17 protein-coding genes and 1 pseudogene are annotated in these 17,614 nt (G+C 47.8%); 13 read left to right on the top strand and 5 right to left on the bottom strand.

All coding sequences use genetic code 11. The annotated features are described in order from the left end of the window. Positions 1-274: 274 nt before the first annotated feature. The gene (locus C558_RS0111965) at positions 275-844 is read right to left on the bottom strand and encodes a helix-turn-helix domain-containing protein (RefSeq protein ID WP_018756514.1); all 570 of its coding nucleotides are present in this window, start codon (positions 842-844) and stop codon (positions 275-277) included. A 209-nt stretch (positions 845-1,053) separates the two neighbouring features. Here C558_RS0111965 and tdh point away from each other — a divergent pair, with 209 nt between their 5' ends. The 10 genes and pseudogenes from tdh to C558_RS34670 all read left to right on the top strand — a co-directional run bounded on the left by tdh (position 1,054) and on the right by C558_RS34670 (position 11,135). Beyond that, on the top strand, positions 1,054-2,094 hold the full coding sequence (gene tdh, locus C558_RS0111960; RefSeq protein ID WP_379342947.1) for an L-threonine 3-dehydrogenase: 1,041 nt from the start codon (positions 1,054-1,056) through the stop codon (positions 2,092-2,094). Positions 2,095-2,133: 39 nt separating this feature from the next. Continuing rightward, entirely contained in the window at positions 2,134-3,312 is a 1,179-nt protein-coding gene (locus C558_RS0111955) for a glycine C-acetyltransferase (RefSeq protein WP_018756512.1), read from the top strand. A 151-nt stretch (positions 3,313-3,463) separates the two neighbouring features. Continuing rightward, a complete protein-coding gene (locus tag C558_RS0111950) occupies positions 3,464-4,222 on the top strand; it encodes an AAA family ATPase (RefSeq protein WP_018756511.1) in 759 nt (252 codons plus the stop codon). Between the two features lie 58 nt (positions 4,223-4,280). Further along, complete coding sequence (locus C558_RS0111945; protein WP_018756510.1) at positions 4,281-4,784, top strand: GNAT family N-acetyltransferase; 504 nt, start codon at positions 4,281-4,283, stop codon at positions 4,782-4,784. Between the two features lie 33 nt (positions 4,785-4,817). Further along, a complete protein-coding gene (locus tag C558_RS0111940) occupies positions 4,818-5,408 on the top strand; it encodes a DUF4269 domain-containing protein (RefSeq protein ID WP_018756509.1) in 591 nt (196 codons plus the stop codon). A gap of 243 nt (positions 5,409-5,651) precedes the next feature. Further along, positions 5,652-6,905 carry an MDR family MFS transporter gene (locus tag C558_RS0111935; RefSeq protein WP_018756508.1) on the top strand — a complete coding sequence of 418 codons (1,254 nt, stop codon included), beginning with the start codon at positions 5,652-5,654 and terminating at the stop codon, positions 6,903-6,905. Positions 6,906-7,001: 96 nt separating this feature from the next. After that, a complete protein-coding gene (locus C558_RS0111930) occupies positions 7,002-7,694 on the top strand; it encodes an HAD family hydrolase (RefSeq protein ID WP_018756507.1) in 693 nt (230 codons plus the stop codon). Positions 7,695-7,847: 153 nt separating this feature from the next. Then, positions 7,848-8,333: a DnaJ family domain-containing protein gene (locus tag C558_RS0111925; RefSeq protein ID WP_018756506.1), complete on the top strand. Its 486-nt coding sequence runs from the start codon at positions 7,848-7,850 to the stop codon at positions 8,331-8,333. Between the two features lie 279 nt (positions 8,334-8,612). Next, positions 8,613-9,884: pseudogene (locus C558_RS34675) on the top strand (family 8 glycosyl hydrolase); the annotation flags it as partial. A 42-nt stretch (positions 9,885-9,926) separates the two neighbouring features. Continuing rightward, positions 9,927-11,135 (top strand): CBM96 family carbohydrate-binding protein, encoded by a 1,209-nt coding sequence (locus C558_RS34670; RefSeq protein WP_425413934.1) that lies wholly within the window; start codon positions 9,927-9,929, stop codon positions 11,133-11,135. Positions 11,136-11,206: 71 nt separating this feature from the next. Here C558_RS34670 and C558_RS0111915 read toward each other — a convergent pair whose 3' ends face one another. The 3 genes from C558_RS0111915 to C558_RS0111905 are packed head-to-tail and all read right to left on the bottom strand — an operon-like array spanning position 11,207 to position 13,781. After that, positions 11,207-11,989, bottom strand: a complete 783-nt coding sequence (locus C558_RS0111915; RefSeq protein WP_018756504.1) for an ABC transporter permease — start codon at positions 11,987-11,989, stop codon at positions 11,207-11,209. A gap of 5 nt (positions 11,990-11,994) precedes the next feature. After that, the gene (locus C558_RS0111910; RefSeq protein WP_018756503.1) at positions 11,995-12,801 is read right to left on the bottom strand and encodes an ABC transporter permease; all 807 of its coding nucleotides are present in this window, start codon (positions 12,799-12,801) and stop codon (positions 11,995-11,997) included. Next, positions 12,798-13,781: an ATP-binding cassette domain-containing protein gene (locus C558_RS0111905; protein WP_018756502.1), complete on the bottom strand. Its 984-nt coding sequence runs from the start codon at positions 13,779-13,781 to the stop codon at positions 12,798-12,800. The genes C558_RS0111910 and C558_RS0111905 overlap by 4 nt, the downstream gene beginning before the upstream one ends. Before the next feature lie 238 nt (positions 13,782-14,019). Here C558_RS0111905 and C558_RS0111900 point away from each other — a divergent pair, with 238 nt between their 5' ends. Next, positions 14,020-14,832, top strand: coding sequence for a class I SAM-dependent methyltransferase (locus C558_RS0111900; RefSeq protein ID WP_018756501.1), 813 nt, complete (start codon positions 14,020-14,022; stop codon positions 14,830-14,832). Between the two features lie 264 nt (positions 14,833-15,096). Here the strand turns inward: C558_RS0111900 and C558_RS0111895 are convergent, their stop codons facing one another. Beyond that, a complete protein-coding gene (locus C558_RS0111895; protein ID WP_018756500.1) occupies positions 15,097-15,852 on the bottom strand; it encodes a hypothetical protein in 756 nt (251 codons plus the stop codon). Positions 15,853-15,961: 109 nt separating this feature from the next. Between C558_RS0111895 and C558_RS0111890 the strand changes: the two genes are divergently transcribed. Together C558_RS0111890 and C558_RS0111885 are read left to right on the top strand one after the other, a co-directional pair. Then, the gene (locus C558_RS0111890; RefSeq protein WP_018756499.1) at positions 15,962-16,891 is read left to right on the top strand and encodes a GNAT family N-acetyltransferase; all 930 of its coding nucleotides are present in this window, start codon (positions 15,962-15,964) and stop codon (positions 16,889-16,891) included. An 18-nt stretch (positions 16,892-16,909) separates the two neighbouring features. After that, positions 16,910-17,605: an SDR family oxidoreductase gene (locus tag C558_RS0111885; RefSeq protein WP_018756498.1), complete on the top strand. Its 696-nt coding sequence runs from the start codon at positions 16,910-16,912 to the stop codon at positions 17,603-17,605. Positions 17,606-17,614 lie beyond the last annotated feature (9 nt).

Genomic DNA, 17,614 nt, shown 5'->3' with positions numbered 1-17,614 from the left:
GTCTTCAATTGGTCAATATACCAACAAATGAAGTTCTGGCTTTTTGTCCTAAACAAAGGTATATAAGAAATCAGGTGTTGGGAGATAGGACAAGACTTAATATTATTGCTCCCTTGTGCGGAGATCAGCATGAGGCTCGGACGATATATTGATCTGCTCGTGAAAAGTTTAAGGGAGCGGGGAGAGTGTGAGGATTCGTATTCAGACTGTATGCGATAGAAAAAGGAGCGACCTTGTTATAAAGGTTGCTCCTTTCTTGTATGTATATCTCACGCTATCTTCTATTCGACGATGGATAGTGAATCAGCGTCGTATAACGAATCGCCTTATCGGTATCGTTATAATACGTATGCGGCTGGTCCGCAGCGAATCGAATGGCCAGGCTTGGCTTCAAGGTATACGTCTCGCCCCCAACTTCAACGCGCAGTTCGCCTTCCATCACCATAATGAACTCCTCAACGCCCTCATAGTGAGCTTCGGACGTATGCGAGTTGCCAGGTTCAATGACGACATTGTAGACTTCAAATCCGCGGTCTTGCTCAAAAGGGAAGATCGGATAGGCACGATACGCGCCGTCTTCTTCCACGAGTGGTGTCGTATCCTCCATTTTCACCAGGGTGACCTGGGGCGTGGAGTCCTCCATCAAGGTGGCGAAGGAGATGCGAAGGCCGTTGACAATTTTCCATAGAATCGAAATCGTTGGGTTGGTCTCCCCGCGTTCAATCTGTCCGAGCATTCCCTTGCTGACCCCGCTTAATTCAGCAACGGCATCCAGGCTAAGCTTTCGTGATTTGCGTATATCTTGTAAGTTCTTACCGATTTTCTGGTGAATTTGTTCCTGCATGGTTGTCTCCTCTCAGCTTCTTCACACGAACTTAAAAAAAAAATCATCCAAATACATGCAAAAATTATAGTGCAAAATAACGCACAAATGTGTAATATATTATACAAAGGAAGATTGAAGTTGATGAATATAGGATGAATCGGTGAAGCCGTATTTACTCTATTTTATGAGAAAAGATGGAGAGGGGCAATCAAATGTTGAGCGGAAATATGATGGGGTTAGTAAAAGATGAGCGAAAGCCCGGTGCCGTGTATAAAGAAGTACCTATTCCTACCTGTGGCCCCCATGATGTACTTGTTCGTGTTAAGACATCGTCCATCTGTGGGACAGACGTCCACATTTACAAATGGGATGAATGGGCATCGAAAACGGTTGTAACGCCGAACGTATTCGGGCATGAATTCGCTGGGATCGTGGAAGCGGTTGGGGAAGAAGTCACGAATGTGAAAATCGGAGATTACGTATCGGGTGAGGGGCATGTGGTATGCGGTCTCTGTAAGGCATGTCGCACCGGAAATGCGCATGTATGTAAGCATACGAAGAGTTTCGGGATTACGATTCCAGGCTGCTTCGCGGAATACGCGATCGTGCGTGCAAGCAACATTATTCATAATGATCCAAAGCTGCCTTATGAGATTGCATGTCTGCAAGATCCACTGGGTAATGCCGTACAGACGGTCCTTAGCGGTGATATTGTAGGGAAGAGTGTGGCGATTATCGGCGTAGGGCCGATTGGGCTCATGGCGGTTGCTGTTGCAAAAGCGTGCGGCAGTGGTACGATTATTGCTGTAGATATTAATCCGTACCGCTTGGAAATGGCCAAGACGATGGGTGCGGATGTGATTGTTAATAGCAGTGAAGCATCATCAATTGAGGCGATTATGGAAGCGACGCACGGCGAAGGAGTCGAGGTGATTCTGGAGATGTCAGGTCATCCGCAGGCGATTCGGGATGCTCTGAAAGCGGCTTCACCTGCGGCACGTGTATCTCTGTTAGGAATTCCTACGAGAGAAGTGTCCATTGACTTGGCAGAGGATATTATATTTAAGGGGCTGCAGGTGCATGGCATCACAGGCCGTCGGATGTATGATACATGGTATCAGGTCAAAGGCTTGCTGGAGTGCGGACGCATTGATTTGAAGCCGCTTATCACACATTACTTTACACTCGACCAATATGAAGAGGCATTTGAATTGATGATGTCTGGCAAATGCGGGAAAATTGTATTCAAGCATGATCCTGAATTGTAAGACGCTGCATATTTGAACATAAATGAGGAGGTACTTCAGATGAACGGATTTGAAGTGATTGCACAGCAGTTGCAGAGCTTGAACGAAGCGGGGCGCTATCGTCCATTGACGGTGTGGGAGGATGGATCGGACGCATGGATGACATTACAGGGCGGCAAGCGCGTGCTGCAGATGTCTTCCAACAATTATTTGGGACTTACACATCATCCGAAATTAATACAAGCTGCTATTGCGGCGACGGAGAAGTATGGGGTAGGCGCAGGCTCGGTTCGCACGATCACGGGCACGCTCGCGATACATGATGAATTGGAGCAGAAGCTTGCGGCTTTCAAAGGAACGGAAGCAGCGCTGGTCTTTCAATCCGGATTTACGACGAACCAAGGGGTGTTAGGAACGATTCTTGGTGCAGATGATGTCGTCATTAGCGATGAACTCAATCATGCGAGCATTATTGATGGTATTCGTTTGACGAAGGCAAGTCGCCGTATCTTTGCCCATAAAGATATGAACCAGCTGGAAGCGGTATTGAAAGAATGCGGATCCTTCCGTCAAAAGGTTGTTGTGACCGACGGCGTATTCAGTATGGATGGGGATATTGCACCATTGCCTGCGATTGTAGAACTAGCGGAGCGTTACGGCGCGCTTGTCTATGTGGATGATGCGCATGCGAGCGGTGTATTAGGGAAGCATGGCAAAGGATCGACCGATCACTTCGGTCTGAACGGGCGCGTACATTTCCAAATCGGAACTTTGTCGAAGGCGATTGGCGCTGTAGGAGGTTACGTTGCGACGGCGCAAGTCGCGAAGGATTATATGATTAATAGTGCGCGTGCCTTCCTGTTCAGTACGGCACTGCCGCCGTCTGTCGCAGCCAGCTGTATTGCGGCGATCGAGGTGCTGCAAGGCGAGCCTGAGCTAACCGAGCGCTTGTGGCTAAATGCGAATGGATTCCGTACGAAGCTGCAGCAGCTTGGATTTGATACGGGAGATAGCGAGACCCCGATTATCCCGATCATCGTCGGGGAATCCGCGCGGGCGCTTGCCTTCTCGAAGCGATTGCTGGAGGAGGGCGTATGTGCGCAGGGTATCGTCTATCCAACGGTGGCGATGGACAAAGGCCGCGTGCGACTGATCGTAACGGCGCAGCATACGGAGGAAGACTTGAAGTTTGCGGCGGATGTGTTGGAGCGTGTAGGGCGCGAGTTCGGATTAATTTAATAGGTATGCCAAAGACCAAGTGCGACAGCGCTTGGTTTTTTTCATTTGGTTATACGTTAAAAGTTCGGGGTCCCCCCGCAATGCACATGCATCACTTTGTGGGAAAAATTCAGTGTGATATGATAGAGGGAACAAGAGGGAGGGGGAGCCGATGCGTAGTTCTGCGCGAGACGCTTATCTCAGAGATATTGTATTTCATCGACAAGGTGTGCCATCCATGGATCATTATCCATTCAACCTGCCTGTGCTGAAGGGACTGAAGGGGCTCCCTTTTCATCCGAAGGTCACGTATATTGTCGGTGAGAACGGCATGGGCAAATCCACCTTAATGGAGGCGATTGCGGTTGCGCTCGGCTTCAATCCCGAAGGGGGGACGCTGAACTTCACGTTCTCTACCCGTGCAACCCATTCGAATTTGTATGAATATATCCGCCCCGTACGTGGGATGCGTAGGCCGCGTGATGGCTTCTTTTTCCGAGCAGAGAGTTATTATAATTTGGCGACGAACATTGATGAGTTGGATGAACAAAAAGCTTCAGCTCCTCCCATAAAGGATTCATATGGCGGAAAATCGCTGCATGAGCAATCGCACGGCGAATCGTTCTTCGCGACGTTTATTCATCGTTTTGGCGGGTACGGATTATATATCTTAGATGAGCCAGAGGCAGCGTTGTCGCCGCTTAGGCAGATGTCGATGTTGTCCCGCATGCATGAGCTGGTGCAAGCCAACTCTCAATTTATCATTGCGACGCACTCCCCGATTCTCATGGCATATCCGGATAGCGTGATCTACAATTTGACGCCGGAGGGGATTGAGCGGACAACGCTGGAAGAGACGGAGCATTTTATCATTATGAAGCAGTTCATGAATAACAAAGAGCGGATGCTGGATGAACTGTTTCGCGAATGAGTTGGTTGATAATTTTTTATTAGAGAGATTTGGAAGCCGAGGGGCGGTGAACTAAAAAATGGTCACGCATAGAGATCTTCTGGACAAAGATGTTGCGCGCATATGTACCTTTCCACAAAATACGGTTGAATCGTTCTACGCAAGTCCTAAGTCTCGTTATCCTTGGACCCCCGATCAAGTGATGAAAGTCATAGAACAACGCCGAAGCCCAACGGTTGTCGTAGATTCTGAGGATAAGACGATCGCTTATTCGAACTTATATGATTTTGATCTGGAAGAAGACTGCTGCTGGCTTGGAAATGTGCTCGTCTCACCTGCCTATCGGGGGAAAGCTGTCGCATCCTTTTTAGTTGACGTCATGATGAAGAGAGCTAGGGATGAACATGGTTGTACGAGAATGAAGCTCTACTGCCACAATACGAATACAAAAGCATTACTTCTGTATAGCAAGCTAGGCTTTAGACCCTGCGGTTCTAAAATCGTCTTGAATCATGAGGGACAGCACATTGTGGCGATTGAAATGGAGAAAAATCTGATAGAAAGTCCTGCCTCGTCCTCGTAAAGAGGACGTTTTCTATGGACTTGGGGGAATTGTATGACGGATCATCATTCTATTAACTTTACGACTCTAGCGTATTTGGCTCAGGGGAGTCCAAGACAGCAGGAAGTCTATCGGGTTTTAAACGAGCTCAAAATATGCACTACGCTGCAAGCCTATCATCCGCTGCTCGTAGGAACGATTCCGCTTGATATTGACCTGCCTGAGAGCGATCTAGACATGATCTGTGAAGTGCATGATCTCCAAGCGTTCCAGGAACTCGTTATCCATACCTATGGACAGATGGAGCAGTTCCGTTCCCATCAACGTGAAGTCGGCGGAATCATGAGGTTCGTCGCGAATTTTACATACAACGGCTGGCCGATTGAGATTTTCGCCCAAGCCATCCCCGCGTATGAGCAAAATGGATATCGTCATATGATCGTAGAGCATCGAATTCTGCAAGTGATCGGTACGGAGGGGAAGCGGGAGATCCGGGAACTCAAGCAAAATGGCTTGAAGACAGAGCCTGCTTTTGCGAAATGGTTGAACCTTGACGGAGATCCCTATTCGGCTTTGTTAGCGATGTATGATTGGAGCGATGAGAAGCTGCGGCAGTTGGTGACGTTACAAAAGCAAAGTAGCTAAATAAGCAGGGTAGATTTCATGAAATAATCTATACAATACGAACAAAGACGCTCTCACATAAGAGCGTCTTTTTATGGTTTCGAACAAACGTTCGTTTTGTGGAGCAGTTTAATTAAAAATAGGTTACCTCGATTTTCATATTATTAGTATAACTTGGAAAAAATTATAAGTCTATATTTAATTTTTTTGGTGCCTTATTATAGGGATACCTGGCCGGGGAGAATGTGGAGAAGAGGCGATTTATTGAAGTTGCATGTGTGGGATGTTAATTTGAAAATTCGCCTAATCGGCGAGGCGCTGTTCAATTTGTTGTATTGGATGTACTTTCCTTTCATTACGGTCTACTTTAGCGAAGCGTTAGGTAATCAGACGGCAGGGATGTTGATGACGATTCCGCCACTCATTGGTATACTTGGAAGCATGGTTGGTGGGAGTTTAGCGGATAGGTTGGGACGTCGTCCCACGATGTTGGCAGGTGCTTCCCTTAAAGCAGTTATGTTCGCATTGTTTGCGCTGTCCAGTTCCAGTTCGCATTGGGTTAATTATTTCGCATTTATTGGCGTTGGATTAGGTGGTGCCCTCTATGGACCTGCCAGCGATGCGATGGTAGCGGATCTTATTCCTGATAAGGACCGACGGCAGGTGTTCGCTACGTTTACGACAGCGAATAATATTGGTGCTGTATTAGGACCCGCATTGGGTGCATATTTTTTCTTTCATTATCGAAGTGAGCTGCTATGGACTTGTACAATTGTTATGCTGCTCTACGCTATTGCAATCTTTCTGAGAATTCGTGAGAGTATGCCGGATACCCCCCAGAAGGTTCCATCCAATGCAATTTTAACTTCGATACAAGAACAATGGAAAGGCTATGGAATCATCTTTCGGGATAAAATATTTGTCCTTTATATTCTGGCAGGCGTCTTCTCCATTATAACTATCATGCAATTGGATTTGTATCTAGCGGTATATATCACCCAAGAAGTCCCATCGCAATCTCTATTCCATTGGCATGATTGGTCGCTCCGGCTTACGAGTACTGAAGTATTGGGATGGATTCTGGGGTTAAATGGACTGTTGTTCGTTCTATTTGTCTTACCCGCTACCAAATGGTTAAATCGCTTAAGAGATCGCGATGTGTTCATTCTGTCATCAGCTCTAGCTGGGGTGGGGATGTTCGCCATTGGATTGACAACGAACATTTGGTTATTGTTCCTCATCACAATTGTGTTTACATTTGGAGAAATCATGCGTTCTCCAGTGACCAATAACTTTGTAAGCCAGTATGCTCCTGTGAACGCTAGAGGGCAATATATGGGGGCAGCTAGGTTACAATACACGATTGGAAGATTCGCAGCACCCTTGACCGTTTTTTTATCGGCATGGGTACCTCCAATGGGCGTTTTTACATTCATCCTTGTCTGTGCACTAATTAGTATCGTTCTTTATATTAGGCTTTTTAAGATCTATGCGTATGAAGATTCTCCATCCAGATAGGATAGGAGGGAATCGGAAAATCGAAGATTATGACTGGGAGAGCTACATAGAAAGCTAGAAGAGGTTCAACAAGTAACAAGAGTGGAGGAAGAAATCATGTACAAAGCCATTATATTTGATTTGGATAATACCCTCTTAAATTATTCATTAAGCGAGCTGAATTCGATGAAAAGAACCGTTCGCGATCACCAATTATTAGCCGATGAAGAGATGGAATGGGGGGCGTTTTGGTCGACCTATACCAAGCATAACTTTAGGCATTGGATGGACTTCGTCAATAAAACCGGTGCGCATCAATCGATCGAAGATGTCCTGATTAGTTCTTTCCGAGACACCTTGAACATGAATCCATCTCAGCATGAGATGTTATCGTATACGTATTGGAATCATTTTTGCAATACCTGTTATTTTGAAGGCGGGGCGGAGGAAGTGCTGCACTCCTTGAAGTCCCAATATAAGCTGGGGATTATCTCGAATGGTATTGGTGATGCACAGCGAAAAAGGCTAACCGTAGGGAACGTCCGTGACATGTTCGAATCAGTCATTGTGTCAGATGAAGTTGGCATAAGGAAGCCTAGAAAGGAAATTTTCGAGCTTTCGCTGCATGAGCTCGAATTATTCAATCACGAAGTATTGTTTATCGGCGACTCTTTGTCGGATGACTATCATGGGGCGAAAAATGCAGGGATCGACTTCTGCTTCTACAATCGCGACGATATTCAGATGACGAGTGCATACCAACCGAAGTATGTTGTTAACGAATTGCAGGAGCTGCTGAAGGTTATTTAATGTATATGCATTGCTAGTTTCAATTGTCATTGGATTGTCATATAATCTCTCGGGCCCAATTTCACTGAAGATCAATTGCACCGTATAATAGATACCATAACCCATAATATGGAATTGGTGTGCGAGTTTGATTTTTAAAGGGAGTGTGAATTCATGTTCTGGAAAAGGTGGAAGTCGCGTCAAGAACCCTCGACAACGCCAGTGATCCAAGAGGGGAATAAGCAGAGCCCATCGAGTGATTCGAACACCGAGTCGATTGCGAATGAAGAGGTTCGTGAGGAGCTTGGATACATGTCCGTGACAGAGCTAGCGATTCGAGATTATGAGCGGAAAGGTGGATTTCAAGATTTACCGGGAAAAAACAAACCGCTCGAAGTCTCCCAGGGTGATGTCCTGAATTCGGTCCTTAAGACGGCGCATGTGCTGCCTGCGTGGCTGGAATTGCAGCATGAAATTCGTGATGAAATACGGTTGCTTCTGGAGCAACAAGATGAGCAAACGCTGATGAATATGAATGAGCGAGTGGATAAGATTAACCAAAAGATCGGCAAATATAATCAACTCGTCCCGAGCAGTCTATTCCAGAAGCGGAAAGTGTCAGCGGATTCGCTGCATGAACAATATGAAAATTGGATGTAAGCATATCGCGTACGATAATATGTGCGAGGGGCAGAAGAAATTCTGCCTCTTTTTTGTCGATAGGAGTCGCCGTAATTGTTGCAGATTGTCGAATAGAAATTCCCTAAAATTTACAAAAAAATTGCTATGAAAATCTAAAAATGTGTGATAACTTAGTAGCGAATAGATGTCTATTTTTTACTTCAAAAGTTAAAGCGCTTTAATTTTTGAACAAACACAATGAAGGTGAGACTAGCCGCTGATTTCGTTTTTTATGCTAAAAAATGAAGGAGAGTTGTGATGGACACGACAAGAACGTTGTACGGAAAACCGAGGATGTTGTTTTTAAGTTTGCTTTGTTTTGCGATGGTGGCTGCCTCGCTCATCGTCCCGGTTGGACAGCCAAAGGTGCATGCGGCGGGTGAAATGAAACCGTTCCCACAACAGTTAAGTTATCCCGGGATTATTAAGCCGAATCATGTGACTCAGGCATCGATGAACGCTGCTGTAACAGCGTATTATGACTATTGGAAGGGTAAATATCTGAAGAATAACCTCTCCTCGCTCCCTGGCGGATATTACGTGAAAGGCGAAATTACGGGAGATGATGATGATTTCACTGCTCTTGGAACATCCGAAGGTCAAGGGTATGGGATGGTCATTACCGCTTTAATGGCGGGCCATGACCCGAATGCGCAGACGCTTTATAACGGTCTTTTCAAAACGGCAAGAGCATTCAAAAGCAAACACAATTCCAATCTGATGGGCTGGATTGTCGCAGATCATATCAATGCGCAAGGATATTACGGCTCTGCAACGGACGGGGATTTGGATATTGCATATTCGCTCCTGCTAGCGGACCGTCAGTGGGGCTCGAACGGATCCGTGAATTATTTGGCTGAAGCGAAAAAGATGATTAATGGGATCAAGGCCAGCAATGTGACGACGAATAACCGATTGAACTTAGGGGATTGGGATACGAAAAGTGCGTTGAACACGCGCCCATCCGACTGGATGCTGTCGCATCTGCGGGCGTTCTATGATTTTACGGGCGATCAGACATGGTTGAATGTCATCGATAACCTGTACAGCGTCTATACGCAGTTCAGCAATACGTACTCCCCGAATACGGGGCTGATCTCGGATTTCGTCGTGAACAATCCGCCAGAGCCGGCGCCCGAAGATTATCTGCACGAATTTAAAGAGACCAATCAATATTTCTGGAATGCGTCACGGGTGCCGCTCCGCATTGTCATGGACTATGCCTTGTACGGGGATACGCGTGGTAAAACCATTGCGGATAAGATCGCAACGTGGATCAAAGGCAAGACATCTGGCAAGCCTGCGAATGTGAAAGACGGGTATCAAATGAATGGTACGGCGATCGGCAGTTATGCTACGGCCGTCTTCGTCTCGCCGTTCATCGCGGCTGGGACGACGAATACAAGTCATCAGGCTTGGGTCAATGCTGGATGGGACTGGATGAAGAACAAGAAAGAAAGCTACTACAGCGATTCGTATAACCTGTTGACGATGTTGTTCCTGACAGGCAACTGGTGGAAACCGACACCAGGAGGTGTTGCGGATACGCAGCCGCCGACTGCGCCGACGAATCTGAGTGCGACGGCAACATCGAGCAGCCAGATCAACCTGAAATGGTCTGCCTCCACGGATAATGTCGGCGTTACGGGATACCGCATTCTAAGAGGCGGTACACAAGTAGGCACATCGACCGGGACGACTTACAGTGACACGGGATTAAATGCGAATACACCGTATAGTTATGTGGTGCAAGCGTTGGATGCAGCAGGGAATGTGTCTCCGAACAGCAATACGGCGACGGCCACGACGCAAGCTGGGACGCCGGGGAATGGAACGAACTTGGCTCTGGGTAAAGCGGGGACAGCCAGCACTGTCGAGGGAGCTGGATTTGAAGCTTCCAAAGCGTTCGACGGTAATGCAACGACGCGTTGGGCGAGTCTGGAGGGTGTTGATCCGCAGTGGATCTATGTCGATCTAGGCTCCGCGCAATCGATCAAGAAGGTTCGGTTGAATTGGGAAGCGGCTTATGCTTCGACCTATAAAGTTCAGGTCTCGACAGACAGCGGAGCGCCAACGAATTGGACGGACGTCTATTCGACGACATCCGGCAAAGCTGGCGTTCAGGAAATTACCTTCTCAGCACGTAATGCCAAGTATGTTCGCGTATACGGCACGGCGCGCGGGACGGCGTATGGGTATTCCCTCTATGAGTTCGAAGTCTATGGACCGGGGGCGACTAGCTTAGACCCAGGCGTTCCGCAGCTGCAGATCCCTGTCACGTTGTCGGTGACCCAAGATACCTATTCGCGTGGCGGCGCCTACAGCAATGACAATTACGGCACGGAGACCTCCTTGACGGTGAAGAAGAGAACGACGAATCAAGACGTGAATCGCGAAGCGTACTTGAAGTTCGATACCTCATCGTTAACGGGAACGGTAAATTCGGCCATTCTGAAGGTATATCTCGTCAATTTCCATAGCAATACGACGTCGCAAGTTCTCCAAGTGCAGGGGATCAACAGCGATACATGGGATGAATTGACGCTGAATGCAAGCAATCAGTCGACGGAAGCGGGTACGGTACTTGGCTCCGAAACGTTGAGTACAGTTGGCGCTTACGTGAGCTTCGACGTCACGGCGTTCGTGAAGGGTCAGACGGATGGCGTCGTCAGCTTCCGGCTTGTCGGCGGCGATGAGGATACCGGAGCGAACTATGCGTCTAAGGAGCATGCGAATGAAGCGTTCCGGCCCGTGTTGTTGATTAATGGCGGCGGGCAATAGTTGATAAGCAAAAACACTCCCCATAGCTTTGGCTAAGGGGAGTGTTTGGCATGATGAAGTAATTCAACCCCTCATGACCCCGTCGAACGGTAATGTCGTACCCCGATGCGCCAGACAAGCAAGCAAGGGATCAGGAACAGAATGCCTACGAGCGGGATCAGTGCATAGAACGGACTGTCACTGCCTTCACGACCGACAATGTAGGTGAGCGGCAAGTAATTGAAGCAGGCGAAAGGGATGATGAAGGTGAAGAATCGCTTGACCCATGTCTGATAAATACTCAGCGGATATTGCGTCATTTCACGACCGCCGTCGGTGAAGATGTTGGCGATCTCAAGGCCCTGCACGGTCCAGAAGCTGATCGATGCCGCGAGAATGAATACCCCGGTAAAAATGAACACCCCGCTAACACACATCAATACGAGGGTCAGGATCTTGAGCAGTGTCCAATCGATCTCGATATGTATCGCAGCCCAGATGAGCATAACAATGCTGAGTACGAGTCGTCCGATACGAGCGAACTCGAAGCGCGTTCCGAGAACCTGTACGACGGTATTGCGCGGACGGACGAGTAATCGGTCGAAATTGCCGCTCACGACAAGACTGGAGAACGTATCGAATCCCCGCGCGAAGCATTCCGTAACCGAGAAGGCCACATACGTGACTGCGAAGCATAGAGTCACCTCGTAGAAGCTCCACCCTTGAATTTGCCCGAACCGTTCGAACAAGAAGTACAACGCCGCGAACGAGGTGAAGGGAGTCAAGCACTGTCCTAGCATCAGGAGCAAGAACGAGGTACGGTATTGCATCTGTGATTTAAGCTCGAGTCCCATATATTTGAAGAAAAGTCTCATATCGATTAACCTCCCTGCACAACAACGCGCTTCAGCGCTCTGTCCATGGTGAATTTGCCGAATAGGATGAGGGCTGCTAACCAGAGGCACTGTGCGAGGATTCCGGTTAAGGCCTCAGTCTTCGATATATTTCCTGTGAATACACGGAACGGAAAATCAGCGGTCCAATGAAAAGGCAGTATGTACACAATTTTCTGCATCCAATCAGGCATTAGCGGTACAGGAATAATCAGCCCTGCGAAAAATTCCCCGAATATACTGAACAACAAGAGCGAACCGGCAGGAGACATCGTCACGAATACGGAAATATAGATGAGCATCGAGAGCGCGACGATCATAAGCAATCCAATCAGGAGCGTGGCGAGAAACAGCAGTCCAGAGACAAAATCCGGAGGTAACTGAAGTCGATAAGGTTCGGGTAAAAATCCCACGACAATGAGAATGGGGAAGCACCGTAAGAGGGCGCTGGATAACCGTTGTGCCAGCAGTTTGGCGTACCAGAGTCCGTAAATCTCACTAGGTCTGCATAGCTCATAGGCAATATTGCCGCTCGTGATCAGTTGGAATAACTCGTTATCTCGAAGCCATAGAACAATTAATGCGAGAAAAGCTTGTTTGAGCCACGTATACGTAATGACTTGGGAGAGCGTCATTGACGGGGCTTCACTGGCATGGGCATAGAAGGCTTGAAAGATCATGATGAATATAAAACCGAAGAAAAATTGCGTGCCGACACCAGCAAGAGCTGCTGCACGGTATTGTAGACCGTTGCTAATTCGTAAACGGAATACGGAGAGATAGGGCTTCATCATAGCTCATACTCCTTGTACATCTGTACGATGATATCCTCAATTGGCTGGGTATCGATGGTGACATCTAGCAGTTCGACTTGTGAGGATAGACGAGTAATGGCGTCTGAGATCAGAATTTGTTCCGTATCTACACTAAGGATTGCACGATCAGGGGTCCATGAGAGGAGCGATGCACCGGGAATATCGAGGGGGTTCGCATTTTCGCGATATTCTACCGTGATGGTCCTTCGTGTCCCGAATTGACCGCGAAGACCTTGGACACTGCCGTCATAGAGGAGCGTTCCTTTGCCGATGAGCAGGATGCGATCTGCAAGGGCTTCGATATCATTCATATCATGTGTGGTGAGAATGACGGTGACGCCTTTTTCTTTATTGATGGTCTTGATAAAATGACGCACGGCGATCTTCGAGACGGCATCGAGGCCGATCGTTGGTTCGTCGAGGAACAAAATGCTCGGACTGTGCAGGAGTGAAGCGGCAATCTCGCATCGCATACGTTGTCCAAGACTGAGCTGCCGCACCGGGGTGTGAATGATGCTGCCAAGATCCAGTGTGTCGACGAGCAGTGTAAGATTGTCGCGATATTCTGCCTGCGGAATATTGTAGATATCGCGCAGCAGCTCGAACGAATCCATGACAGGGACATCCCACCACAACTGCGAGCGTTGTCCGAATACGACGCCAATGTTCTTGACATACGGCACGCGGTCTAGCCATGGGGTATACCCATGAATTGTGCAGGTTCCACTGTCTGGTACGAGAATGCCGCTCATAATTTTGATGGTGGTCGATTTGCCGGCGCCGTTAGGCCCGATATAACCGACAATTTCACCGGGAGCAATAGAAAATGAGATGTCACGCAGCGCTTCCACGTTCGTGTATTCTCGGTGGAATAGCGATTTAACCGCATGCTTGATACCTGATGGGCGCTTCGCCACCAGGAACGATTTACTGATTCCGTTTAATGTGATCACTTCCATAACCCTCCATTCTTGGTCAAGTGACAGGAAGAAGATATTATCATTTCCAGATGCAGGATGTCAATCATAAATTTATAAGAAGATATTTGGCTTAACACCGGGGTTTTCGCTCATGAAAGGAGAATGAAGTTGGAATGTCAGATTCGAGCTATATTTTTTGAAATTAGTAAAATTTAGGTTGTCGTGGGGCGGCGCCGAAGATATAATAGATAAAATTTCCAAATAAGGAGGACTTGCGATGAATGAGATTATTCGGTATTATTCGGCTTTTGACGAGTGGGGAAGATTGGATCGTGAGCCCCTCGAATATTTGGTGAATTGGCATTATATCCAGAAGTATCTTCCACAGACCGGCACAATATTGGATAACGGAGCAGGCCCGGGCAAATATGCCATGGCAATCGCACGACAGGGCTATCAAGTGACATTAACGGATTTGACGCCGCGGGTTGTAGAGCAAGCTGAAGCAAAGGCGAGGGAATTCGAACTTCATGACCAATTCGACGGATTCCATGTACGTGATGCGAGAAATCTGGAGGATATCCCGTCAGAATATTATGATGCAGTGCTTATGCTCGGCCCTTTATATCATTTACAGACGGATGCAGACCGAATGGCTGCGATGAAGGAGTTATATCGTGTAACCAAACCGGGCGGTGTGGTATTCATCGCCTTGATGACACGAATTCGCAAGCTGCAGACGGCGTTATTATACCCAGACATGTGGAAGCCGCTCGACCATATGGACTCGATCAAGTCTTTTATGGAGACAGGGATTTTTAACCACCAAGATGAGGGGCGCTTCACAGGTGCATATTTCTATCCCTTGGAAGAGATTAAGCCGTTCATGGAATCTAGCGGGTTCGAGACGATCGAGCTGATAGGGTCGTCCAGCATTGGCGGACGGTTCACCGAGGAGAACTGGAACGATTGGCGCAGCCGTGGGGAAGAGGAATTTAATCAGATGATGGCGCTCATCTACCGATACGCTGCTGATCCATCTATACTGGGCATCTCATCGCATTTGCTCTATATTGGCCGGAAGAGTTAGCCTTTCTTGAATTTGTATAAAAAATGATCGATTCATATAGAAAAATCGGGCATATGGCGTGATGGATGAGTAATAGGATATAGGAAAGAATAGTGCGGCTTCTTCTCGTTGCGAACGGGAAGGGGCCGTTTTTTGCTAACGGTATGATGTGTAGAGTTGATTATATTTATTTTTTCCTTATGAGCGTGTGTTCAATAGGTTTAGAATGGAAGTATCTCTAGGCAAAAGAAAAAGAGAGCATGCACGCGCATACTCTCTTGATTTCTATGATGTGGTTTTCTGGATTTTCGCGGGATTGTTGATTTTGTACGGTACAGGGTGTTTGGTTAGCTTCTTGGCAACGATTTTGGCATCAAACGTAATCGTGTCCCCAACTTCCAGCTCGAATTTCTTCAGTGTTGCACTATGACTTGACCAGGCAACGCCGACTTCGAGTGGCGGATCGATAATGGCTACCGCTTCATAAATGATGACTTCATCTTCCGTATCGGAGAAGTTATTCGGCACCGTGGTGAATTCTTGGACGGTAGCGGTCATTTTTACTTTCTCTTCCGGGAGTTCTAGCTTAGGTGCCTTACCCTTTTTAGCCTTGGTCTTGGTTGCAGCTACCTCGACTTGAGGTGTTTCGTCTGCTTCTGCTTCGGGCTCTACCTGTGCAACCGGTTCTTGCGACTGCTGTTCTGGTTCAACTTGATCGGTGACAGTCTCTTGTTCGGGTTCATTGGATTTATCCGTCGCTGCTGTGACTCTCGATCCGAAGGTGGAAGCCTGCATCTCTTTTAGATAGGAGGGGTGAATGCAGTGCAGCTGCTCTGGGCCTAGTTGAATGACGGCAGTCAAGTCATCGACGTAACCGATAATGTCACAAGGGTGATTCATGCCGCTTCCTTTGTAGTAGAAGGTCTTGGTTTTCACGGCTTTGTCGGATAAAAGGCCCCATTCTTTGCATTTGTCCATGTGTTCGATTTCGTTCTCGAAGGCTGTATATGTAGTGGGCTTGATAATAAATGTCATTTCCATTCGTTTTCTCCGCCTTTCTGGTTCTAACGGTTCTATTTTACCATGATTTCATAGAATTTCATCATTCGAATGGCTCGAACGGTGAGATATTGAGGGAGGAATACATACCATGGTGTCTGAAAATATCAAAATATATACATTATCATGCGATTATTCCATTCAGAGTGCGGACCCTGAGGAATGGGGGATTTTTTGCTCCGTATATTATAACATGGCGTATAATGGCTTTTTTAGAGAGGAGACGTATGTTACCTCGGGAAGCCCTGCCTATTGGATTTGTAAAGGGGATGCCAGAGTAGGCGGGGTACGAATGGGTCCGAATCGGATTTACTATTTGTTCTTCATCCCGCCGTTCAATGATGCACCTCAAGTAATGAAAGGGCTTAAGCAATTATTGCTTGCATGGTCGGATCGAAGTCAACCGATAAAAGCTTTTGAAGTGCTCCCGGATCAAGTCGATCTGTTCGCCTGCGCGGGCTTCTGGCCGGATGCGTTCCGATGCCGCTGGATGCAGCGACCGACGGAACATTTTGACGTGGTGTGGGGGGAAGAATTTCGGATCGAAACGCTGCAGCGGGAAGAGAAAAGTGATGGATCCTATCGCTATGTAAATGAACAAGAGATTACTGCGTGCGAGTACGCTAGCTTTGCTCACGGTCTTGATGCAACACGGAGAGGGCAACTGGCGAAGGAAGATCATACGCCGTCCGTAGACCCGAATTATACGAATGAAGTGTTGATGAACGCCTCGACGCTCGTCTATGACAAGCAGACGAATGAACTGGTTGCGAATTGCCGTATCGGGTTGCAGGGGGATTATGCCGCTGTGTATTCGATCGGTGTCATTCCAGCGTATCGGGGACGCGGGCTTGCTAGCTTGATGCTCCAGCGGGCGCTATCGGAACTGAAAGGCTCGTATCCTCTGCTCCGGTTATATGTGATGCAGGGAAATGATGCGGAGTCGGTGTATGTGAAGCTGGGATTTGTGCCAGGTCTGCTGGAAGTGCAGAAAATGGAGATCCCGCCGTTATCGGAATAGGAAATAGGAGATGAAGTTATGAATACGGCCAAAAGAGTCGTTATTACGGGTGTGACGCAAGGATTAGGTCGGGCTATGGTCGATCGGTTCGATGAGCTGGGGTGGACCGTCCATGGTTGTGGGCGTTCGATAAATAAAGTAGAGGAACTTCGAGTGGAGTTCGCGAATCATGATTTTGAAGCGGTTGATGTTGGGGATGCGCAAGCGGTATCGCGATGGGCGGATCAAGTGCTAAATGCGTTCGGTGCACCAGATCTGCTGATCAATAATGCGTCCATCGTGAACAGGAATGCACCGATCTGGTCGATTTCGGACGAAGAATTCACGGATGTGATGCGTATTAATGTGAACGGTACTGTGAATGTTATTCGATCCTTCGTGCCTGCGATGATTGATGCGCAGCGGGGAATGATCGTCAATATGAGCTCCGGCTGGGGGAGAGAAGGCGAAGCCGAGCTTGCGCCGTATTGTGCATCCAAATTTGCCATTGAAGGGCTGACGCAGTCGATGGCTTTGGAATTGCCTGAATCGATAGGCGTTGTCGCCTTAGATCCCGGCGGAGGTATTCAGACGTCCATGCTAGCGGCTTGCGGGCCGCAATATATGTCCGGTTCTCCAACACCGGAGGCGTGGTCTCGTGCTGCAGTTCCCTATATATTGCGACTTACGACGAAGGATAATGGCAAATCACTTACATGTCCACGTGTGGGATGACGGGGGTTT

This window comes from Paenibacillus terrigena DSM 21567, from assembly GCF_000374845.1.
GTDB classification, from domain to species: domain Bacteria; phylum Bacillota; class Bacilli; order Paenibacillales; family Paenibacillaceae; genus Paenibacillus_K; species Paenibacillus_K terrigena.
Note: the sequence above shows the minus strand (reverse complement) of the source record. Positions and strands in the feature narration are given on the sequence as shown.